A 21,437-nucleotide genomic window follows, 5' to 3' on the forward strand; every position below is an offset into this window, starting at 1 on the left:
ACACTGGTTAATCGCAGGTGTCCGGCATTGCGCCCCAACCGCGTTGAACGGCGTGCTGCAACGCGCACTGCCGCACTGTGCGCAGCACAATTAATCAAGACAGGGCAAGGCTCAATGTGGTGCTGGTAGGGTTGCCACGGTGCTTGCCGATGGCCGTTTGGGGATGAAAACCCAGCAGGTGGTTTGCGCATTCCAGCAGCGCATGGGGCTGGTGATGACGGGTGTGGTGGATCAAAAACAGCAGCAGTACTGGGGGTGTCACTGGGAGGCTCTGCCGCGGGCCCGGTAATGTCGGGCCCCCTGTGCCCGCCGCTGGCGGGGTAGTCGATTTATCGCTATGCGGCGTCGTGGCCGATGCCGTCATTGAAGGGTTCAAGTTGGTGGTGCCGCCGGTGTTGGTGATGACTGGCCCGGCGTCTGCATTGCCGCGTGCTGTCGCAGGCCAAATGCATGAAATGGTCAACGCGGCATTCCATGCATTTGTAGCGGGGGTGCGGGGTGTGGTGAAAATAACCGTTCACGCGGGACAAGATGTGGCGGGAATCTTCGGTCAACAGCTTCGCGCCATCTTTGGGCAAGCAGTGACGGCGATCAAATTTGCGTTGCAGCGACTGGCGGCCATTCCTGCGGTTGCCGCGCAGGTCATCGCCCGGTTTCAGCGCGTTATTGCGGGCTGCATGCCAGTGGTCGAGGTCGCAGTGGCGCATTTGCGCGATACCGCCCAGTCTGCGAAAGACGCGGCCAGGCAAACCGCTGCTGGGTTTGCCGTCAATGCGCGTGGAATAACGGGCTGAACACACGTCGCCGCGGAACCCCTGCGTTGCTGGGGCCCCGCAATATCTAATGCCAGGCTTTAGTGCTGCTTGTTGGGTGAGCGGGTCACCAGCGATTTCAAGCCACGGCCGATGCGCACCAGCAGCGAAGGGCGCACGGCGGCGGTGGGGGGTGCGGATTTGGCCGGCACGAAGCGTGGCTCGGTGGTGGTGGGCGGTGCTGCCACACTAGCGACATTGCCAGCGTCCAGCGGCTGCCCACGCCGCCGGCGACGACGTTTACGCTCGCCGCGTTCGCCTTCGGCTTGGCTGTCTTGTGGCCTCTCTTGCGGCTTAGCGTTAGCGTGTTCCGTTGCGGGTACCGCAGGCGAGGTGGTGGTGACTTCTACGCGCGGCTTGCGCGGTGGGCGCGGCCCGCGACTGTCTGAGCCATTGCCACGACGTGCACCGGGACGTTCATTGCCGTTGCTGCGGCCTCCACGACCGCTACCACCGCGCTTGGCGTCCTCGGCGGCGCGGGCTTCGCGCACTTCCTTGAAGATTTCGCCAATGCTGTCGCCGTCTGCACCGGCCTCGGGCTTGGGTCGTTCGGGGCGCGGCAATGCAGTCAGCAGCGCTTGTGTCACCGGTTCAGAGGGGATTTTTTGTTCGATGTACGCCTCGATATCGGGCAGGCTCATCGCATAGCGTTCGCAGGCAAAGCTGATCGCGTCGCCTTCTTCGCCCAAGCGGGCGGTGCGACCGATGCGGTGCACATAGTCTTCGGCGTCAAACGGCAGATCGTAGTTGTACACATATTTGATGCCGTCGATGTGCAGGCCGCGCGCGGCCACGTCGGTGGCCACCAGAATTTCCAGTTGTCCGGCCTGGAATTTTTTCAGCAGCGATTCGCGCTTCTTCTGCGGCACATCACCGGACAGCACGCCAACGCGGTAGCCAGCCTTTTCCAGCGCGCGCGCCACGCGCTCGACAAACGCCTTGGTGTTGACGAACACCATGGTGCGTGCGCCTTCGCTGCGCGACAGCAGGCCCAGCAGCAGTGGCAGCTTCTCTTCGTCGGCCGGGTAATACAGCTTCTGGCGCACGCGGGCGGCGGTGATGTGCTCGGTTTCGACCACCAGCTTCTGCGGCTCGTTCATGTGTTCATAGGCCAGCTCCAGCACGCGGTGGCTGAGCGTGGCCGAGAACAGCAGGGTTTGGCGGGTGGTGCGCTCGGGCATGCGGCGCAGCAAAAAGCGGATGTCCTTGATGAAGCCAAGGTCGAACATGCGGTCGGCTTCGTCCAGCACGCACACTTCGCAGGCGTGCAGGCTGACCACCTTGTGCTGCTTGACGTAGTCGATCAGGCGGCCGGGGGTGGCAATGATCACGTCGGCACCGGCCTGCAGCAGCTCGCGCTGCTTGTCGTAATCCACCCCGCCATACACCAGCGCGAACTTCAGGCCCAGATCGGCGGCGAATTTCACCGCGTCCTTGTGGATCTGGATGGCCAGCTCGCGGGTCGGCGCCAGGATCAGCGCGCGCGGGTCCTCCGGCTTGCGGTCGGCCAGCGCCGGGCGGGTCAGCAGGCGGTTGATCACCGTGACCAGGAAGGCCAGGGTTTTACCGGTGCCGGTCTGGGCCTGCCCGGCCACGTCGCCGCCGGGTAGTGCCACCGGTAAAGTCATCGCTTGAATAGGCGTGCAGCGCGTGAAACCCGCGCCTTCCAACCCAGCCAGTAGGTCAGGGTGCAGTTCGAAAGTGGAAAAAGTGATGTCGGTCAGGGGTTTATCGGACACGGTGTATGCCTCGGAAGGTGGCAGGCACACGGGTCCAGAACGCCGCGTTGCACTGTGCCACTTGCATGAATGGAGGGCAGCCACGCAGACTGCCGGGAGGACTCCGGGGCTGGTCGTTCCCGGCACGTTGCCTTGAAAAGCGCTTGAAAGTGCTCGAAAGAGCGCTTGAAAGTCAAGGTAAGTCCCCCAAGTTTATCACTCGCGCGTTGTTTCGTAGCGCTTTGCCTTTGGAGAGATCATGAGCAATACCGTTTTGCATGCCACCGACGCCGATTTCGACAGCCAAGTGCTGGCCTCCGACCAGCCGGTGCTGGTCGATTTCTGGGCTCCGTGGTGCGGGCCGTGCAAGATGATCGCACCCAGCCTGGATCAACTGGCCGTCGAGTACGCCGGCAAGGCCAGGATCGTCAAGGTGGATGTGGATCAGAACCAGCAGACCGCAATGAAGTACCACGTGCGCAGCATCCCGATGCTGCTGGTGTTCAAGAATGGCCAGGTGCAGAACACCCAGATTGGCGCGGTGGGCAAGGCCCAGCTGGCGCAGCTGATCGACAAGGCACTTTGATGTACCCCACCCGTCCCGATTGACCGGGGCGGGTTTGACGACACTTGCACGCCCCCCCGCAGGGGTGCTAGCGTTTAGCACGCTCCGGCGCTGAAAGCTTGCCCTTTGGGCCACTTCGGCGCGCCGCACCCCTTCTGATGTACTCCCCTTTGATCCCGCCCACGCATCGTGGGCGCTTGCAACGCAAGCGAGGTTTTTCCCTTGTCCGAACCCACCAACGACGCCCCCGGCGAAGTCGCCGAAAAGCGCGTGCGCAAACCCCGCGTGGCCAAAGCCCGCAGCCCCGAGCAGCCCGAAATCGCACTGCCACCCGCACCGGCTGCCGTCACTGCAACGCCGCCGCCAGCAGCCCCGGCCTCTGTACCTGCACCGCCAGCACCAGCGCCGGTTGCCAGCCCGGTGGCCGCAGCGCCTGCTACCGACGCCGAGCCACGGGATGTCGCGGGCACGCAAGGCCAGCAAGGTTCCGGCCAGTCCGGCCAGTCCGGCCAGAGCCAATTCGCGCAGGGTGGCCAAGAGGGCGGCCAGCAGCATGACGGCGGCCCGCGCAATAACCGCCGTGAACGTTTCAAGAACCGCCGCGACCGCCAGCGTGAGCGCTATCGCGAGGGCGGTATGCCCGACGAGGGCGGCGGCAATGGCGAAGCCTTTGTGCCACGCGCAAATCCGCAGGTGCCGGAAGGCTTCCCCACCTACTCGCTGGGCGACCTCAAGCGCATGCCCGCGCACAAGCTGCTGGAAATTGCCGAGCAGCTGCAAATCAGCGAGGGCGTGGCCCGCGCGCGCAAACAGGACATCATCTTCGCGATCCTGAAGGTGCTGACCCGCCACGGCGAAGGCGTGCAGGCCGACGGCGTGCTGGAGATCCTGCCGGACGGCTTCGGCTTCCTGCGCGCGGCCGAGGCCAGCTATCTGGCCGGCCCGGACGACACCTACATCAGCCCGTCGCAGATCCGCCGCTTCAACCTGCGCACCGGCGACCACGTCTCCGGCCGCATCCGCTGGCCGAAGGACGGCGAGCGCTACTTCGCGCTGAACATCGTCGACACCATCAATGGCGAGCCGATCGAAGCCTCGAAGAACAAGACCCTGTTCGAAAACCTCACCCCGTTGTTCCCGCGCAAACGCTTCAAGCTGGAGCGTGGCGACGGTTCCAGCGAGGACATCACCGGCCGCATCCTGGATTTGATGGCCCCGCAGGGCAAGGGCCAGCGCGCCCTGATCGTGAGCCCGCCCAAGGCCGGCAAGACGATGATGATGCAGCAGATCGCCAGCGCGATTACCTACAACCATCCCGACGTGCACCTGATCGTGCTGCTGATCGACGAGCGCCCGGAAGAAGTGACCGAGATGCAGCGCACGGTGCGCGGCGAAGTGATTTCCTCCACCTTCGACGAGCCGGCCGCGCGCCATGTGCAGGTTGCGGAAATGGTGATCGAGCGCGCCAAGCGTTTGGTCGAACACAAGAAGGACGTGGTGATCCTGCTCGACTCCATCACCCGTCTGGCACGCGCCTACAACAACGTGCTGCCGTCCAGCGGCAAGGTGTTGACCGGTGGTGTGGATGCCAACGCACTGCACCGGCCCAAACGTTTTTTTGGTGCCGCACGCAATGTAGAAGAAGGCGGCAGCCTGACCATCATCGCCACCGCGCTGGTGGATACCGGCAGCGCGATGGACAAGGTGATCTACGAAGAGTTCAAGGGCACCGGCAACAGTGAAGTGCATCTGGATCGCCGCATCACCGAAAAGCGCGTGTACCCGGCGATTGGCGTCAACGCCTCCGGTACCCGCCGCGAGGACCTGCTGATCGACCCCGACCTGCTGCAGAAGATCTGGATCTTGCGCAAGTTGCTGCACCCGATGGACGAGATCGCGGCGATGGAGTTCCTGCTCGACAAGATGAAGAACACCAAGTCCAACGACGAGTTCTTCGGCTCGATGAAGCGCTGACACGCGGCTTGTGGTACATGGCGCGGCAGTGCTTCATCGGCACTGTCACGCCCATAAACCTGAACAGGGCACTCCAATCCGGCTTGCATCGCGTGCTACCCTCGCGCCGATGAGCCGATGCCTATTGCCCCCATTCGCCGCGCTGCTGCTTGCTGCGTGTGCTGCCACACCGCCGAAGACGGTTCCTGTGACTGCAGCGCCGGTTGCGCCATTGCCTGCCACCGTACCACCGGTGGCCACGGTCACGCCGGTTCGCGATATCAGCGCAGCGCGCGCCGAATTCGTGCGCAGCACGGCGCAGCGCTTCAACATCCCGGCGGCCGACATCGAGGCGGTGCTGGCGCGCGCGCAGATTCGCGAGCCCATCATCAAGGCGATGGCGCGCCCGGCGGAAGCCAAACCGTGGCGGGATTACCGTCCGATCTTCATCCAGCAAGCCCGCATTGATGGTGGACGTGCGTTCCTCGAAAAAAACCGGGAAGCGCTGCAACGTGCGGAAGACAAGTACGGGGTGCCGAAGGAAATCATCACCGCGATCCTGGGCGTGGAAACCAGCTACGGTGGCAACAAGGGCAGCTATCTGGTGATCGATGCGCTGTACACGCTGGCGTTTGCCTATCCGCGCAGCGGCAACCCCGAGAAAGTGGCCTACGAAGACAAGCGTGAGGCGTTCTTCCGCGATGAATTGGCGCAGTTGTTTGCGCTGGGCAAGGAAGAAGGTTTCGACATCACCACCTTGAAAGGCAGCTATGCCGGGGCGATGGGCTACGGCCAATTCATGCCGTCCAGCTATCGTCAGTACGCGGTGGATGGTGATGGCGATGGCAAGCGTGATTTGTTCAATGATCTCGACGATGTGTTCGCCTCGGTGGCCAATTACTTCGCCCAAAAAGGCAAGTGGCAACGCGGTGGCCCGGTGATGCAGCCGGCGCTGCGTGATGCCAGTGCTGCTGACTTCGCCAATCCCGGTAATGCGGTGAATTTGGATCAAACGCTACCGGGGTTGTCGCAGTTGGGCTATCGCACCACCAATACGGGGGATGCGGCAACACCAGCCACCTTGATCACGCTGGACGGCAAAGCTGGCCCGGAATACTGGGTGGTGTTCAATAACTTCAAGGCGATCACCACCTATAACATCTCGCGGCTGTATGCGACCGCGGTGTATCAGCTTGCCGAGGCCATCGGTGGGCATGAGGCAGGCGGCGCATGAGTCCGCACCTGCGCTTGCTGCTGGTGGGCTTGCCATGGGTGTTGGCAGCCTGTGTCAGCACCGGGCCGACATCGAAATCGGCGTCTGTCACCCATGTGCCGCTGCCAGCACCGTCGATAAGCCATCACAGACCCAAAGTTTCACCATATGCGCCTGCACAAGAAGACCTGAGCAAGCGCGGTGACTATGTGGCTGGCGGGCTGTTTCGCCCCGATGTGGCCGATAGCGTGCCGGTTGACATTCCGGACGTGGATGCGATCCCGGAACCGGAAGTGCGTGACGAACCGCGTGCGCGTACCGGCAATCGCGATTATGCGGTGTTGGGCAAGCGCTATCACGTGCTGGATGACCACAGCGGGTTTGTCGAAGAAGGCATGGCCTCGTATTACGGCAACAAGTTCCACGGCCGCCGCACCTCCAGCCAAGAGGTGTATGACATGTACGCCTTCACTGCGGCCCACAAAACGTTGCCCTTGCCCAGCTTTGCGCGGGTCACCAACTTGGAAAACGGCAAATCGATCATCGTGCGGATCAACGACCGTGGTCCGTTTCACCCGGGACGAGTGATCGACCTCAGCTATGCCGCAGCGGTCAAACTGGGTTACCGCAGCAAGGGCAGTGCACGGGTGCGGGTAGAAGCCTTGCAGCCCGATGACGATGCCAGCGATGCCACGGCACAGACCGCCGCAGCCAAGCCTTCGGCGATGGACAAATTGCTCACCGCCTTGCCAGCACCTGCGGCCGAGCCGCCAAGCAACCGTTTCGATATGCACCAAGACGGGCGCACCATGAGCGCCGACGAATTTGATGGTTGGATGCAGGCGCGCAAGATCCGCGTTGCGACCGGCAAGCCAAGCGCAATCACGGGTCAGTCGGGGGGGGCTGTCACCGCCCCGCCCCGTGATCTGTTGGCGGAAAACGCCGCCGGCACAGCCAGTGAGCTGCTCGTGGCCCCCCGGATCGCCAATCCAGTGACCCTGCAGGTGGCCAGTTTTAGCGATGTGCAAAATGCCCGCCACGCGCTGTCCTTGTTGCAGGCCGCGGCCATCGCGCAGGCGCAATTGCAGGACGCGGACATCGGTGGCAAGAAGATCTGGCGGCTGCGCATTGGCCCGGTGGCCGAGGCCGCCACTGCGGAACTTGCGGCACGTATTGTGGGTCTGGGCTTTGGCCAGCCGCAGCGCGTGCGCAACTAAGGTGAATGACACCGCCGTCATCCCGATGCTGTAGGTGGCGGCTTAAACTGTTGGCTTGATTGATTCGTGCCGCGCGTACGCGGCTCTCTGGAGTTTTCGTTGATGCACCCACGTTCTGTGTTGTTTGTCGCGCTGGCTACGGCCGGTATTACTTTGGGTTCAGGTTGGGTCAGTGCGCAGACGCCGAAACCGACCGCCGCGCCGGCCAGGCAGGCGGCATTGAGTGACGCACTGCCGATCCCGGATGCCCCGGCCCCTAAAGTCAGCAAAGCATGGGTGCTGATGGATGCCGCCACCGGCCAGGTATTGGCCGGTGACAATGTCGATGCACAGGTGGAGCCGGCCAGTATCACCAAGGTGATGACCAGCTATGTCATCGCGGCGGAAATGGCCGCCGGCAAGATCAAGCCGACCGACCCGGTGATGATGAGCGAACACGCTTGGCGCGAAGGTGGCGCTGCCACCGATGGCAGTTACAGCGGCTTTGAGGTCAACAAAACCGCGCCGTTGGTGGAAATGGAAAAAGGCATGGTGGTGCAATCGGGCAATGACGCCGCGATTGCGCTGGCCGAACACGTGGCCGGCAGTTCCGAAGCTTTCGCCCAATTGATGAATGCCTATGCCAAGAAAATTGGCATGCAGCATTCCCACTTCGTCAATCCCACCGGTTTGTCAGCCGAAGGACATACCACCACCGCGCATGATTTGGCCTTGCTCGGGCGCGCGCTGATCCGTGATTATCCGGCCACCTACGCTTACAACAAAATCAAGGAATTCACGGTTGGCCCGATCACCCAACCCAACCGCAATTTGTTGTTGTGGCGCGATGCCTCGGTGGATGGCATCAAGACCGGCCACACCTCCAGTGCGGGCTATTGTTTGATGGCCTCGGCGATGCGCGGTGACCAGCGCCTGATCAGCGTGGTGATGGGTGATAGCAGCGAAAACCAGCGCGCCGTGGATGCGCAGGCGCTGCTCAATTGGGGCTTCAGGTTTTATGAAACCCACAAGCTGTATGAAGCAGGCAAGCCGCTGCAGAGCTTGAAGCTATGGAAAGGCCAGGCCGATGTAGTCAAGGTCGGCGTCACCCAGCCCTTGCTGGTGTCCACCCCGCGCGGCAAGTACGAACATTTGAAGGCGAGCATGGACCTGCCTAAATCCTTGCAAGCGCCGATTGCCAAAGGCCAGCGCATTGGTACGGTGAAAGTGATGTTCGATGGCAAGCTGATTGCACAGGCACCCCTGGTGGCGCAAGAAGCGGTGGAAGAGGGTGGCTTCTTCAAGCGCCTGTGGCATGACCTGCTGATGTGGTGGCAAGGATGAGTGTGCATTCGGACAATCCCGAGCACGGCTTCCAGTTTCCCGGCACCTTCGAGTTGTCGGCGATGGGTGCGGCGGACAAACGGTTGGAATCCGACCTGCCGCAACACTTGCTCGCCGCCGGTATTGACGTCCTGCACGAAGATGTCACGTGGCGACATTCGGCCAATGGCAAATACGTGTCGGTGCGGATTTCCTTCCGCGCCAACTCGCGTGAGGACTACGACCGCGCCCACGCCGCGCTGCGCGACCATCCTGAAGTGAAGTGGACGCTGTAGTTCGCGACCTGGGCCGGCACGTCTACGCGCCGGTGTGGCGGGCGATGCAGGCGTTCACCGATGCCCGCAGTGACCGCACGCCCGACGAGCTGTGGTTGGCCGAGCACGACCCGATTTTTACCCTCGGCCAAGCTGGCAAGCCCGAGCATGTGCTGATGCCTGGCGACATCCCGGTGCTGCATGTGGATCGTGGCGGGCAGGTGACCTATCACGGTCCCGGGCAGTTGGTGGCCTACCCGCTGCTGGATCTCAAGCGCCTGAAAATCGGGGTGCGCGAGTACGTGTGCAAAATCGAGCAAGCCATCATTGACAGCCTGGACATGTGGAATATCGGTGCGGCGCGCCAAGCCGGCGCGCCGGGCGTGTATGTCAACGGCGCCAAAATCGCCGCGTTGGGGATTCGCGTGCGTCGTGGCTGCGCCTTCCACGGGCTGGCTTTCAACATCACCGGTGAAAGCACGCCGCCGTTTGCACGCATCAATCCCTGCGGCTATGCCGGTCTGCAAGTGGTGGCGCTGGCTGATCTGGGCGGGCCCTCCAGTCTGGATGCCGTCAAGCCGGTCTTGTTGGCGCAGTTGGGCAAGCAATTCGGGTTGACGTGGCAAATGGCGGCCACCTTGCCTGCGCTCTTGGCGGGCGAACCGCAACACCGGGACTAACAGCCGGGGCGATGTGCGCGATAATTGCCGGATGGACACCCCCTCTCGCAATATTCCGCTGGCCATCGTGGATGGTGCAGCGTCGTTAGAACCCGGTGCACGGCAAGTGGCCGATCAGAAAATCGCACGCTCGCCGGTGCAGTTTGCCGATGTGCCAGTTCTGCGCAAACCCAGTTGGATCCGTGTGCGCATTCCGTCTGGCAATGCAGTGCAGGCGCTGAAATCCAAATTGCGCGAAAACCGGCTGGTAACCGTGTGCGAGGAAGCCAGTTGCCCCAATATCCACGAATGCTTTGGCCACGGCACCGCCACCTTCATGATTCTGGGTGAAGTCTGCACGCGCCGTTGCAGCTTCTGCGATGTGGCGCACGGCCGTCCCAAGCCGCCCGATGCGGCCGAGCCCTTGCGGCTGGCGCAAACGGTCAAGGATATGGGGCTGCGCTATGTGGTGGTCACCAGTGTCGATCGTGATGATCTGCGCGATGGCGGTGCCGGGCATTTTGTCGATTGCATCAAGGCCATCCGCGAGTTCACGCCGGAGACCAAGATTGAAATCCTGACCCCGGATTTTCGCGGCAAAGGCCGCATGGAGCGGGCGCTGGAGATTCTGGCGGCGGGTCCGCCGGACGTGTTCAACCACAATATCGAAACCGTGCCCGATCTGTATCGCAATGTCCGCCCGGGTGCCGATTACCAATGGTCATTGACCCTGCTGCAGAAATTCAAGGCACAGCACCCGAGTATCCCCACCAAATCCGGAATCATGCTGGGGTTGGGCGAAACCATGGAACAAGTGCAAGCCACCTTGCGCGACCTGCGTGCGCATGACGTGGAAATGGTCACCATCGGCCAATATCTGCAACCCAGCGCCCACCATCACCCGGTGCTGCGTTACTGGACCCCCGACGAGTTTCAGGCGCTGGCCGATTACGGTCACGCGCTGGGCTTTGCGCATGTGGCTGCGGGGCCGATGGTGCGTTCCAGCTACCACGCCGACCGCCAAGCCGCCGGGATTGCCTGAGGGGCGTGCGCGCGGCGGCCCTGCGCCATCCCGGCGCAGGGTAGCCGCGTGATGTCGGCATGCCGTAGCGTGCTAGCGCGGCATTCACACAGCGCCGACGCCGACAGGTACAGTGGATGCAACACTGTTGTGCAACTTCTAGCACTGGTGCGCGGTCACAACCGCGTTCATTCTCACCACCACCCCCATGCGGCCCCACGCCGTGGAATTTCGATGAAGCGCAATCGCACCCTGCTCACCCTGTCCCTTGGTTTGGCATTGGCCGCGCCGCTGGCGCTGCTGGCTGGCAGTGGCGATATCGCCCTGTCCGCGGCCCCCACCAAAGACCAGTCCACCACCGCGCGGATGGTGTATGGCTTGCTGTCCGACAGCCGTTACGCCTATCGCCCGCGGGCGTTGGACGATGCGCTCTCGCGCGAAATCCTGACCGAATACTTGAAGACATTGGATCCGGGCAAGGTGTTTTTGACCGCACAGGACGTGGCCGGTTTCGATAAATACGCCACCACACTGGACGATGCGATCAAGAGTGGTCAGGTGGATCCGGCATGGGCGATTTTCGATGTGTATCGACGCCGTGTGGACGAGCGGATCAGTTTTGCGCGCAAACAGCTCAAGGCTGATTTCGATTTCAGCAAGGACGAACGCTATGCTTACGACCGCAAGGATGCGCCATGGGCCGATGCTGCGGGTCTCGATACGCTGTGGCGGCAGTCGGTGAAGAACGACTGGCTGCGCTTGAAGTTGGCCGGCAAGCCGGCTGATGAGATTCGCAAGACATTGGACAAGCGTTACGCCAACTTGCTGACCAGCGTGCAGCAGTTGAAGGGCGATGAAGTGTTTCAGAGCTTCATGAATGCCTACACCGGCAGCATTGATCCGCATACCGACTACATGAATCCGCGCAGCGCGGAAAACTTCAACATGCAGATGTCGAACTCGCTGGAGGGCATTGGTGCGGTGTTGTTCCGTCAGGACGATGTGGTGGTGGTGCGGGAAATGGTGCCCGGTGGCCCGGCGGCACGCAGCGGTAGGCTCAAGCCCGGCGATCGCATCGTGGGCGTGGGCCAAGGTGTCAGCGGCGAGGTGAAAGATGTCATTGGCTGGCGCATTGATGATGTGGTGCAGCTGATTCGCGGCGCCGCCAATACCCAGGTGCGCTTGGATGTGGTGCCGGCCGAAGCGCCGTTGGACAGCAAGCCGCAACTGGTCACCATCACGCGTGCCAAAGTGCGCCTGGAAGATGCGCGTGCCAAGGCCGAAACGATTGTGCTGCCGGCCGCCAGCGCGCAGCCTGCGCGGCGGATTGGGGTGATCAAGCTGCCCGGGTTCTATCAGGACTTTGAAGCCCGTCGGCGTGGCGATAAAACCTATGCCTCGGCCACCCGCGATGTGGCGAAGATGCTGGCCGACTTCCGCGCCCAGAAGGTCGATGGTGTGGTGCTGGACTTGCGCGGCAATGGCGGTGGTTCATTGAGCGAAGCGGTGGAGCTCACCGGTTTGTTCATCGACAAGGGCCCGGTGGTGCAGGTGCGCGAATCCGGTGGCAAGGTCAACGTGCAATACGACCAGGATGCCGGTGTGGCGTGGGACGGGCCGCTGGCGGTGTTGGTCAATCGTGGGTCGGCCTCGGCCTCGGAAATCGTGGCGGGCGCGATCAAGGATTACGGCCGCGGCCTGATCATTGGTGAAACCACCTTCGGCAAGGGCACCGTGCAAACCATGGTCGATCTGGATCGCTGGCCAGCCAATGAAACGCCACGCTTTGGCGAGGTCAAATTGACCGTGGCGCAATTCTTCCGCCCGGATGGCAGCAGCACCCAGAACAAGGGCGTGGAGCCGGATGTGGCGTTCCCCGTCAGTGTGGATGCCAGCGAATTTGGTGAAAGCACCTATCCCAATGCCCTGCCGTGGACGCGCATTGCCGCCGCATCGCATCTGCGTTACGGCAATTTCGCACCATTGCTGGCGCAGCTGGATGCACTGCATCAGGCACGCTCGGCCAAAGATGTGGAATACCAATGGTGGGTGGATGATGTGCGCAAATTCCGCGCGGAAACGGCGAAGAAATCCATCTCGCTGAATGAAGCCGAGCGCCGCGCCGAGCGCGACAAGTTCGATGCGCAGCGGCAACAGCGCGCCGAGGAACGCAAGCGGCTTGGCATCAACCAGGACCCGCTGCTGGAGTCGCGCGCCGATGATGGGTTGGCGGCCGATGAGCGCAACGTCGCCGATTCAGTCGCGCGTGAGGAAGCGGCGAAGAAGCAAACCGACCCGCTACTGCGTGAATCGGCTGCCATTTTGGGCGATGCCATCGGCATGCTGGGCAAGGATGCCAAACTGGCCGCGCAAGTACTGCCTGCGACCCATAACGCTGCCGGGCATTGGGCGGATTAGTCCACCAAGCGCAAACCCCTTCCGTTTATCCGCGGGCACCTTGGGCTCACCTTGGTGCCCGCGCTGTTTGGAACACGTTCGATGTCTGCCTCACATTCAACCGCATCATCAGCCGCCACCTCGACCCAAATTGCAACCGCATTAACCGCGCTTTACATCATCTGGGGCTCCACCTATCTGGCGATTCGATTTGCACTGCAGGGTGGCTTCCCGCCGTTCCTGCTGGGCGGCGTGCGCTTCATAGTCGGCGGCAGTTTGATGTACGCCTTCCTGCGCTGGCGCGGGGTCCCCGCACCCAGCCGGGTGCAATGGCGCAACGTGGCGATGATGGGCGTGCTGCTGTTGCTGATGGGCAATGGCCTGGTCAATGTTGGCGAACAAACCGTGTCATCGGGGATGACGGCGGTGATCGTGTCGTCGTCAGCATTGTGGATGGGGGTGTTTGCCGCGCTGCGCGGGCATCGGCCCAGCCGGTTGGAATGGCTGGGTTTGAGTATCGGATTTTTGGGCGTGCTTTGGCTCAGCGCCGGTGGCAGTCTGGCGGGCACCCCGATGGGGTTGGCGGCCCTGTTGCTGGCCTCGGTCGCGTGGTCGTATGGCTCGATCTGGAGCAAAGGCCGCGACTTGCCTTCGCCATTCATGACCTCGGCCGGGCAAATGCTGTGCGGCGGTGTGGCGATGTGCGTGGTGGGGACGCTGGTGGGTGAACGCTTCCATCAGCTGCCATCGGCCCACGCCATCGGCGCATTCTGGTATCTGGTGGTGATGGGATCCTTGTTCGGGTTTTCCGCCTACATCTGGCTGCTGCACCATGTGCGGCCCGCATTGGCCACCAGCTATGCCTACGTCAACCCGGCCATTGCCGTGCTGTTGGGCGCGGCCTTGGCGCATGAACAATTTGGTGGCCGCGAATTGGCGGCGATGGGCGTGATTTTGCTGGGCGTGGTGGTGATCACACTGGCCAAAACCCGCGCGCCCAAGGCCGCATGATGTGGGCGACGTGATGAGTGCGGGCACGCTGGACCGGCGCGGAGTCTGGATCGCGGTGGCGGCCTATGTGGCGTGGGGCCTGATGCCGCTGTACTGGCATTTGCTGAAAGTGGTGCCATCGCTGCAAATCATCGCGCATCGGGTGGTGTGGAGCGCGCTGTTCGTGTGCGGTTGGCTGGGCCTCAAGTACGGCCGCAGCTGGCTGCGGGACACCCTGGCACGCCCGCATGCCGCACCCATGCTGGCGCTCAGCGGCGCACTGATCGCATTCAACTGGGGTCTGTACATCTGGGCGGTGAATGCCGGCCACGTGGTGGAATCGGCGCTGGGCTACTTCATCAACCCGTTGTTGAACGTTGTGCTGGGCGTGCTGGTGCTGCACGAACGGCTGAACCGTGTGCAATGGGCTGCGGTGGCCATCGCTGCACTGGGTGTGCTGTGGCTGACCCGCAACTACGGCAGCTTTCCGTGGATTGCGTTGGCGCTGGCCATCTCGTTCGGCAGCTATGGTCTGGTGCGCAAACTGCTGGGCGCACCACCGGTGCGCGGCTTGGGGGTGGAAAGCCTGTTTCTGTTGCTGCCCGCGTTGGCGTTTTTGCTGTGGGCGGAAAGCAGCGGGCAGGGCCACTTGCTGGCGCACGGCCAAACCCCCGCGTGGGGTGCCGGCGTGATTGGCTTGCTGGTGTTCGGTGGTGTGCTCACCGCACTGCCGTTGATCGGATTTGCCGCCGCCGTGCAGCGCATTCCATATTCGCTGGTGGGCCTGCTGCAGTACATCTCGCCCACGTTGCAATTGCTGATGGGCGTGCTGGTGCTGGGTGAACCGTTTGGCCGCGAGCGTGCGATTGGCTTTGGCTTTATCTGGATCGCACTGGCGCTGTATGCCGGTGAGGGGCTGTGGCGTTCGCGGCGGCGTGGCTAACCTCTCTCCTTCAAGGGGAAGGAGAGGGTGCCATCAGGCAGCACGCAGCGCCTCGGTGACCGGCAGCCGCGCCGCCCGCAACGCCGGGAACAACCCGCCGACCAAACCAATGCCCAGCGCCCATTTCAGGCCGGTCCACGCCAGCTCCGGACTGACTTTGAACTGGAACACCACCTGGCTGAAATTGTTGCCCAATGTGCTGACCGTGTAGCCGTTGAACACCAGCCACGCAATCAACGCGCCCAACACCCCGCCCAACAGCGCCAACAGCATGGTTTCCAGCATCACTGCCGTCACCACCGGCAGGCCACGGAAACCCAGTGCGCGCAAGGTCGCAATTTCGCGAGCGCGCCCGGCCACCGCTGCGTACATGCTGTTGAGTGCGCCAAATACGGCGCCGATGGCCATGATCGCGCCGATCACGCTGCCCAGGATTTTGATCAGCTTGGTCAAGCCTTCCGACTGCTTGCCGTAGTAGTCGCGGGTGGTGGCCACATCCAGCTTCAAGCGTGGGTCACTGGCCAATGCCGCCTTGAGTTGCTTGAAGCCGGACTTGCCCGTGAGCTTCACCGTCACCGACTGGAACGCTTGCCGTTGATAGGACGGGCCCAACACATCGGCATCGGTCCACAATTCGGAGTCGTGCGAATCCTTGGCCTCAAACACACCCACGATCGTCCATTGTTGATTGGCCAGCTTCAATTGCTTGCCCACCTCCATATCGCGGAACTGGGTTTGCGCGCCTTTGCCAATCACGATTTCACGCAAGCCCGGGTTGAACTTGCGGCCCTGCACGATCTTGATCTGCGGGCGGATCGCCCAGCCTTGCGGGCCCACACCACGGAATTGCACATTCACATCGCCACCATCATTGCGGCTGACCAGATTGACCACCTGCGACAACTCCGGTGACACCAAGGCCTTGCCATCTGCGGCACGCACAATGCCGGGCAGGGCGGCAATCAGCGGCGTTTGATCACGTGTGATCACCGAATTGGTTTCCGCCTGCGAGCCGGCGCGCAGCAAAATCGCGGTGCTGTCATCGCCGGTTTTATCCAGCGTGGCCTTGAAGCCTTCGCCCATCGCCAACATCGCCACCAACACACCGACCACACCAGCAATCCCGATCACGATCACGCTGGATGCGCCCCAACGCTGCGGCAATCCGGCAATCCCGAGTTTGGTGGCTTCGCGCGCCAATCGCCCGCTGCGGGTCGCCAACAGCCACAGTGCAATGGCGATGGCAATGCCGAGTACAGCGAACCAAGGCAACTTGATCCAGATCATCAGTACGGTGGCCAGTGCAAGCACGGTCAACAAACTCGAAAAAAATCGTTTCATGTGCGTGTCCTCTTCGAGCCTTCAGCGCCCGGCCAATGCATCAACAATGTTCAAGCGCATGCCGCGCAGTGCCGGCAACAGCCCCACCAGCACACCAATACCCACCATCAGTGCCAGCCCGATGCCCCAGGTCTGGCCAAGCAAGCCAGGCAGCTGGATCATGCCGCCGCTGGCCGCACTGACCATCGGCACAATCACCGCCGCCAGCAGCATGCCCAATATGCCGCCCAGCACCACCAGCAGCACCGATTCACCCAGCACCAGCCACAGCACACTGCGGTTGGAAAAGCCAATGGTCTTGAGTACTGCCAATTCCGGGATGCGCTCGCGCACGGCCTGCGCCATGGTGTTGCCAGTGAGCAGCAACAAGGTGAAGAACACCGCGCCCATGATCGCCGAGACAATCAAGCCAATATCGGCAAATTGCTTGGCAAAACTTTGGTTGAAGGCCGCTTCACTCTGGGTTTTGGTTTCGTGGTCGGAGTTGGCACTCAATGTGTCGATGGCCTTGGCTACCCGGTCAGCGCTACCGCCATTGGACGGCTCCACGATCCACCAGCCCACCCGGCCTTTCACGTAGTCGTTGGCTTCATCAAAATATTTCCAGTGGAAAAACAGCACGCGCTCTTGCGCTTTTTGCTTGGGGTCATCCACGTGGTAGATGCCGCGCAAGGTGAACTGCCAATCATTGCTGCCCTTGGTGGGGAAAATCGTGGCCTGCAAGGGAATGGTGTCGCCCACTTTCCAGCCAAATTGCTTGGCCAAGGCCTCACCCACAATCGCGCCGCGTTGGTCGGCCAGCCATGCTTTTTTCTGCGCCGCCGGCAACTTGAACTCCGGATACAGGTCCAGATAATCGGGGCTGACACTGAAATTGGCGAAGAAGTTTTTCGGGTCGCGGTAGATACCGCCAAACCAAGCCGCAAACGCGGCCTTCTTGACGTTCGGCACCGCGCGCACTTGCGCATCCAAGCTGTACGGCAGCATCTGCGTGATGGATAGGCGCGACATCGTCACCATGCGGTTGGCACCGGCCACGCTACCGCCGGAATTGAACGCCACCCGCACCGAGTCCAGCATGCCGAACAGCAAGAACGCCGCCACCACCGACATCAGCGTCAGCAAGGTGCGGGTTTTGCTGCGGGCCAATGCGGCCCAGATCAGATGAAAATATTTCATGCGGCGTCTCCGGCTCAGGCGTGCGCGGACTGTTCGACCAGGTTGCCCTTGTCGAGATGCAGCGTATGCGTGGCGTACTCGGCGGCTTTGGGGTCGTGGGTCACCATGACGATGGTTTTGCCGTGGGTGCGGTTGAGCTCTTGCAACAAGCCCAGAATGTCTTCCGCCGATTGCCGGTCCAGATCGCCGGTGGGCTCATCGCAAATCAACAAGGTGGGATCCGAAACAATCGCCCGCGCAATCGCCACGCGTTGCTGTTGACCACCAGAGAGTTCATTGGGTTTGTGTTTGGCGCGATCGGCCAGGCCCACCAATTGCAAGGCGATGGCCGCATTTTGTTTGCGCTGCGCGGCCGATAGATTGGTCAGCAGCAAGGGCAACTCCACATTCTTTTGCGCACTCAAGGTGGGCATCAGGTTGTAGAACTGGAACACAAAGCCCACATGATTGCTGCGCCACTGCGCCAGTTGGCCTTCGCGCAGGGTTTCGATGTGTTGGCCGGCCACTTCAATGCTGCCGGAACTTGGCGAATCCAGCCCGCCAATCAAATTGAGCAAGGTGGTTTTGCCTGAGCCCGACGGGCCCATCAAGGCGACGAAATCGCCTTGGATGATGTCGAGATCAATGCCGCGCAGCACATCGACCTTCTCCGGCCCGCGCTGATAGGTCTTGTGCAGATTGCGAATACTGACGAGGGTGGACATGGGTTTCACCTGATTGAAATTGGAATTCATTCCTGCGCGATGCGCACCTTGGTGCCATCGGACAGATTGTCTGGCGGTGACTGCACCACCTGCTCACCGCCGGCAATCCCGCTGAGCACTTCGCGGTCATCGCCCAGCGTGCGGCCAAGTTTCAGCGTGCGGCGCTCGGCCTTCTCGCCACGGATCACGAACGCCACATCCTGATTGTCTCGCTGCACGATGGCGCTGGCAGGAACCAACACGCCCGGCTTGGCTTGCGCTTGCGCGGGTTTGGCCGCCTCCAGGAAACTCACCCGTGCGCCCATGTCGGGGACGATGCGCGGGTCATTTTTGGCATCCAGCGCCACCCGCACTTTGACCGTGGCCTTGCCGCGGTCGGCGGCGGGGATAATCGCAATCACCTTGCCCGGAATTTTCCAATCCTGATAGGCATTGAGCACGGTTTCGGTGGCCATGCCCGGCTGTACGCGGCCGATATATGACTCGCCCACCTCCACTTCCACTTCCAGCGAGGCCATATCCACAATCGTGCCAATCCCGGTCCGGGTGAAGCCGCCGCCGGCTGACAATGGCGACACGATTTCGCCCGGCTGCGCAGCCTTGGCAATCACCACCCCGGCAAACGGTGCCCGCACGATGGTGTTGTCCACGCCGTTATCGGCAATCTGCAATCCATCTCGCGCCACCTGTGCATTGCGCTGGCTGGTGACCAGTTGTGCGCGCAGGGCGTCGCGTGCGGCGATGGCTTGATCAAACTGCGCACGCGATACCAATTGTTGTTTCACCAAACTCGACAAGCGCACGGCATCGGCTTCGGCTTGTTTGAGCTGTGCTTGCACGCTGGCACTCTGACTTTGCGCGGCCGAAAGTTGCGCGGCCGACAGCGTGCGCTGCGCATTGGCATCCACCGGATCCAGCCGCGCCAACACCTGGCCTGCCTCAACGTGCTGGCCTTCTTCGATCATAATCTCGAGCACCTTGCCGGTCACCTTGGCCGACACCGTCGCCATGCGCCGCGCCACCACATAGCCGGTGGCATCCAGTACCGAGGCATTGGCGCTGCCGCCGGTGCCAATCGCGGTGGCCTCGGTCACCTGTACATCCATCACCTTGCCGCCGCGCAGCACGAATGCGCCGCCGGCAATCACAGCCACCGCAGCAGCCACGGCCACGCCTATCCACAGACCCTTGCGCGAGGACGCAGGCGGCACGGCATTGCGGTCAATCTTCAGTGAATTGAGCAGGTCGGCGTGGCTGGTCATAGGTCGATGCTTGGATGAAGTTGCGCACAGTGTGCACGCAGCCCGTGGCGAAGTGGTGGCCAGAGTAGGCGGCATCGCGGGCGTTGTCCGCTGACAACTGTCATGTCATTGCGATGACGGTGGGGAATGGGTATTGCGCCCGTGCAACCCGAAGATGACACCACTCCCGCTCAGGACACTACGATGCGACATGTTGCAAACACCGCACTGGCACGGCTGCACGGTGTCAGCAAGCACTACGGCCCATTGCGCGCACTCAACGGTTTCGATCTGGAACTGCGCAACGGTGAATTGTTGGCCCTGCTTGGTCCCAATGGCGCAGGCAAAACCACCGCGATTGGCCTGCTGCTGGGGCTGATCCGCGCCGATACTGGCAGCGTGGAATTGTTCGGCCACGACCCGCAGAACATCGCCGCACGGCGCCAGATCGGAGTGATGTTGCAGGACGCACAACTGCCGCCCACCTTGCGCGTGGGTGAATTGATTCGTCTGACCACCAGCTACTATCCCAACCCGCGCAGTGTGCTCGAAAGCGCCGAGTTGGCTGGCGTGGCCGATCTTCTGCATCGCCCCTACGGCAAACTCTCCGGTGGCCAACAGCGGCGCGTGCAATTTGCATTGGCCCTATGCGGGCGGCCTCGCTTGTTGTTCCTCGATGAGCCCACCGTGGGCATGGACATCGACGCCAGGCAGAAATTGTGGGCCGCCATTCGCCATTTGATCGCCGAAGGCAATGCGGTGGTACTGACCACCCATTATCTGGAAGAGGCCGAGGCATTGGCCGACCGCGTCTGCGTGATGGCGCACGGCCGCGTGATCAGCGAAGGCAGTGTGGACGCGCTGCGCGCACGCATTGCACTCAAGCGGGTGTGGTGTTCCACGCGCTTGCCGCTGGGAGACGTTGCCGCATGGCCGGAAGTGGTCGAAGCACGCAGCGATGGCGAGCGCCTGTGCCTGTCCACCGAATATGTCGAGCTGCTGGTACGTCGCCTGCTGGCCGAAGACATCACGCTGTCGTCACTGGAAATACGCGCTGCCGGCTTGTCTGAAGTATTTACCGAACTTACCCGCGATGCCCAGGCATCCCCAACCATGGCGGAGGCCGCCTGATGAACATGACCGTCACCATGCCGCGCCGCCGTGTGTTTGCTGCGTATCTGGAAGAAGCGCGCAGCGAAGTGCTGCGCTATCTGCGCAACCCCGGGTTCTTGTTGCCGATCATCCTGTTTCCGAATGTGTTCTTCGTGATGTTCGGCTTGGTGCTCAATCACGGCAACGACGAAGCGGCACGCTACATGCTGGCCAGCTACAGCAGCTTCGGGGTGATCGCGCCGGGCTTGTTTGGCTTTGGCGTGTCGCTGGCGCTGGAGCGTGATAGCGGCCTGTTGACCTTGAAGCGCGCCCTGCCAATGCCACCTGGAGCCTACTTGCTGGGCAAGATGTTGATGGCGGTGTGCGTGGCGTTCGTGGTCGGCGCGTTGTTGCTGGCGTTGGCGCTGGGTCTGGCGCATGCATCGCTGAATGCCGCGCAGGTGGCCAGCTTGCTGGTAGTGGATGCGCTGGGCGTGTTGCCGTTCTGCGCACTGGGCTTGTGGGTGGGCACCCTGCTCAAAGGCCAGGGCGCACCGGGCTTGCTCAACATGATCTATCTGCCGATGGCGTTCTTGTCCGGGCTGTGGTTCCCATTGTCGATGATGCCCAAGCTGCTGCAACAGCTGGCGCCGATTTGGCCCAGCTATCACTTGAATGTGTTGGCACAGCGCGCGGTGGGCTTCACTACCGGCGCCGCGTGGCCGCATGTACTGGTGTTGCTGGGCTTCACGATCGGGTTCCTGCTGCTTGCCGCACGCCGTTTGCGCCGCTATGGCTAAGGCATTGGCTTAGGA

The 21,437-nt window shown here is 62.2% G+C and carries 19 protein-coding genes; 14 read left to right on the forward strand and 5 right to left on the reverse strand.

Features of this window, described 5'->3' with window-relative positions; translation table 11 throughout:
• Positions 1-347 precede the first annotated feature (347 nt).
• Complete coding sequence (locus QWB57_RS00680; protein ID WP_288967891.1) at positions 348-794, forward strand: hypothetical protein; 447 nt, start codon at positions 348-350, stop codon at positions 792-794.
• A gap of 59 nt (positions 795-853) precedes the next feature.
• Here the strand turns inward: QWB57_RS00680 and rhlB are convergent, their stop codons facing one another.
• Positions 854-2,551 carry an ATP-dependent RNA helicase RhlB gene (rhlB, locus tag QWB57_RS00685; protein WP_288967893.1) on the reverse strand — a complete coding sequence of 566 codons (1,698 nt, stop codon included), beginning with the start codon at positions 2,549-2,551 and terminating at the stop codon, positions 854-856.
• A 238-nt stretch (positions 2,552-2,789) separates the two neighbouring features.
• On the opposite strand from rhlB, the gene trxA reads away from it, so the two are divergent.
• The 11 genes from trxA (at position 2,790) to rarD (ending at position 15,065) form a co-directional block, all read left to right on the forward strand.
• Complete coding sequence (gene trxA / locus QWB57_RS00690; protein WP_288967894.1) at positions 2,790-3,116, forward strand: thioredoxin; 327 nt, start codon at positions 2,790-2,792, stop codon at positions 3,114-3,116.
• Between the two features lie 201 nt (positions 3,117-3,317).
• Complete coding sequence (gene rho, locus QWB57_RS00695; protein ID WP_288967896.1) at positions 3,318-5,069, forward strand: transcription termination factor Rho; 1,752 nt, start codon at positions 3,318-3,320, stop codon at positions 5,067-5,069.
• Positions 5,070-5,280: 211 nt separating this feature from the next.
• Positions 5,281-6,282, forward strand: a complete 1,002-nt coding sequence (gene mltB / locus QWB57_RS00700) for a lytic murein transglycosylase B (RefSeq protein ID WP_288967898.1) — start codon at positions 5,281-5,283, stop codon at positions 6,280-6,282.
• Positions 6,279-7,478 carry a septal ring lytic transglycosylase RlpA family protein gene (locus QWB57_RS00705; protein ID WP_223629657.1) on the forward strand — a complete coding sequence of 400 codons (1,200 nt, stop codon included), beginning with the start codon at positions 6,279-6,281 and terminating at the stop codon, positions 7,476-7,478. The genes mltB and QWB57_RS00705 overlap by 4 nt, the downstream gene beginning before the upstream one ends.
• A 102-nt stretch (positions 7,479-7,580) precedes the next feature.
• Positions 7,581-8,801 (forward strand): D-alanyl-D-alanine carboxypeptidase family protein, encoded by a 1,221-nt coding sequence (locus tag QWB57_RS00710; protein ID WP_223629658.1) that lies wholly within the window; start codon positions 7,581-7,583, stop codon positions 8,799-8,801.
• Complete coding sequence (locus QWB57_RS00715; protein WP_223629659.1) at positions 8,798-9,076, forward strand: DUF493 family protein; 279 nt, start codon at positions 8,798-8,800, stop codon at positions 9,074-9,076. Before QWB57_RS00710 ends, QWB57_RS00715 begins: the two co-directional genes overlap by 4 nt.
• Entirely contained in the window at positions 9,064-9,735 is a 672-nt protein-coding gene (gene lipB, locus QWB57_RS00720) for a lipoyl(octanoyl) transferase LipB (RefSeq protein ID WP_223629660.1), read from the forward strand. Before QWB57_RS00715 ends, lipB begins: the two co-directional genes overlap by 13 nt.
• Before the next feature lie 31 nt (positions 9,736-9,766).
• Positions 9,767-10,756, forward strand: coding sequence for a lipoyl synthase (gene lipA, locus QWB57_RS00725; RefSeq protein WP_223629661.1), 990 nt, complete (start codon positions 9,767-9,769; stop codon positions 10,754-10,756).
• Positions 10,757-10,969: 213 nt separating this feature from the next.
• The gene (locus tag QWB57_RS00730) at positions 10,970-13,153 is read left to right on the forward strand and encodes a carboxy terminal-processing peptidase (RefSeq protein ID WP_288967902.1); all 2,184 of its coding nucleotides are present in this window, start codon (positions 10,970-10,972) and stop codon (positions 13,151-13,153) included.
• An 81-nt stretch (positions 13,154-13,234) separates the two neighbouring features.
• Complete coding sequence (yedA, locus tag QWB57_RS00735) at positions 13,235-14,143, forward strand: drug/metabolite exporter YedA (RefSeq protein WP_223629663.1); 909 nt, start codon at positions 13,235-13,237, stop codon at positions 14,141-14,143.
• A gap of 13 nt (positions 14,144-14,156) precedes the next feature.
• The gene (gene rarD, locus QWB57_RS00740; RefSeq protein ID WP_288967904.1) at positions 14,157-15,065 is read left to right on the forward strand and encodes an EamA family transporter RarD; all 909 of its coding nucleotides are present in this window, start codon (positions 14,157-14,159) and stop codon (positions 15,063-15,065) included.
• Between the two features lie 33 nt (positions 15,066-15,098).
• On the opposite strand, the gene QWB57_RS00745 is transcribed toward rarD, so the two are convergent.
• The 4 genes from QWB57_RS00745 to QWB57_RS00760 are packed head-to-tail and all read right to left on the reverse strand — an operon-like array spanning position 15,099 to position 19,551.
• Entirely contained in the window at positions 15,099-16,406 is a 1,308-nt protein-coding gene (locus QWB57_RS00745; protein ID WP_223629665.1) for an ABC transporter permease, read from the reverse strand.
• Between the two features lie 21 nt (positions 16,407-16,427).
• The gene (locus tag QWB57_RS00750) at positions 16,428-17,585 is read right to left on the reverse strand and encodes an ABC transporter permease (RefSeq protein WP_288967907.1); all 1,158 of its coding nucleotides are present in this window, start codon (positions 17,583-17,585) and stop codon (positions 16,428-16,430) included.
• A gap of 14 nt (positions 17,586-17,599) precedes the next feature.
• Positions 17,600-18,289, reverse strand: a complete 690-nt coding sequence (locus QWB57_RS00755) for an ABC transporter ATP-binding protein (protein ID WP_223629667.1) — start codon at positions 18,287-18,289, stop codon at positions 17,600-17,602.
• A 26-nt stretch (positions 18,290-18,315) separates the two neighbouring features.
• Entirely contained in the window at positions 18,316-19,551 is a 1,236-nt protein-coding gene (locus tag QWB57_RS00760; protein WP_288967910.1) for an efflux RND transporter periplasmic adaptor subunit, read from the reverse strand.
• A gap of 183 nt (positions 19,552-19,734) precedes the next feature.
• On the opposite strand from QWB57_RS00760, the gene QWB57_RS00765 reads away from it, so the two are divergent.
• Together QWB57_RS00765 and QWB57_RS00770 are read left to right on the forward strand one after the other, a co-directional pair.
• Positions 19,735-20,661, forward strand: a complete 927-nt coding sequence (locus QWB57_RS00765; RefSeq protein ID WP_288967911.1) for an ABC transporter ATP-binding protein — start codon at positions 19,735-19,737, stop codon at positions 20,659-20,661.
• Entirely contained in the window at positions 20,661-21,422 is a 762-nt protein-coding gene (locus QWB57_RS00770; RefSeq protein WP_223629670.1) for an ABC transporter permease, read from the forward strand. Before QWB57_RS00765 ends, QWB57_RS00770 begins: the two co-directional genes overlap by 1 nt.
• Positions 21,423-21,437 lie beyond the last annotated feature (15 nt).

It is taken from the genome of uncultured Thermomonas sp. (assembly GCF_937872235.1).
In the GTDB taxonomy this organism is placed as follows: Bacteria; Pseudomonadota; Gammaproteobacteria; order Xanthomonadales; family Xanthomonadaceae; genus Thermomonas; species Thermomonas beijingensis.

What these genes read in the sequence shown, in the direction of transcription:
- QWB57_RS00745 (WP_223629665.1), bottom strand. Translation starts at nt 16,406, where the DNA reads ATGAAACGATTTTTTTCGAGTTTGTTGACCGTGCTTGCACTGGCCACC.
- QWB57_RS00710 (WP_223629658.1), top strand. Translation starts at nt 7,581, where the DNA reads ATGCACCCACGTTCTGTGTTGTTTGTCGCGCTGGCTACGGCCGGTATT.
- QWB57_RS00705 (WP_223629657.1), top strand. Translation starts at nt 6,279, where the DNA reads ATGAGTCCGCACCTGCGCTTGCTGCTGGTGGGCTTGCCATGGGTGTTG.
- QWB57_RS00750 (WP_288967907.1), bottom strand. Translation starts at nt 17,585, where the DNA reads ATGAAATATTTTCATCTGATCTGGGCCGCATTGGCCCGCAGCAAAACC.
- lipA (WP_223629661.1), top strand. Translation starts at nt 9,767, where the DNA reads ATGGACACCCCCTCTCGCAATATTCCGCTGGCCATCGTGGATGGTGCA.
- QWB57_RS00770 (WP_223629670.1), top strand. Translation starts at nt 20,661, where the DNA reads ATGAACATGACCGTCACCATGCCGCGCCGCCGTGTGTTTGCTGCGTAT.
- rarD (WP_288967904.1), top strand. Translation starts at nt 14,157, where the DNA reads ATGAGTGCGGGCACGCTGGACCGGCGCGGAGTCTGGATCGCGGTGGCG.
- QWB57_RS00715 (WP_223629659.1), top strand. Translation starts at nt 8,798, where the DNA reads ATGAGTGTGCATTCGGACAATCCCGAGCACGGCTTCCAGTTTCCCGGC.
- yedA (WP_223629663.1), top strand. Translation starts at nt 13,235, where the DNA reads ATGTCTGCCTCACATTCAACCGCATCATCAGCCGCCACCTCGACCCAA.
- trxA (WP_288967894.1), top strand. Translation starts at nt 2,790, where the DNA reads ATGAGCAATACCGTTTTGCATGCCACCGACGCCGATTTCGACAGCCAA.
- QWB57_RS00765 (WP_288967911.1), top strand. Translation starts at nt 19,735, where the DNA reads ATGCGACATGTTGCAAACACCGCACTGGCACGGCTGCACGGTGTCAGC.
- QWB57_RS00760 (WP_288967910.1), bottom strand. Translation starts at nt 19,551, where the DNA reads ATGACCAGCCACGCCGACCTGCTCAATTCACTGAAGATTGACCGCAAT.
- QWB57_RS00730 (WP_288967902.1), top strand. Translation starts at nt 10,970, where the DNA reads ATGAAGCGCAATCGCACCCTGCTCACCCTGTCCCTTGGTTTGGCATTG.
- QWB57_RS00755 (WP_223629667.1), bottom strand. Translation starts at nt 18,289, where the DNA reads ATGTCCACCCTCGTCAGTATTCGCAATCTGCACAAGACCTATCAGCGC.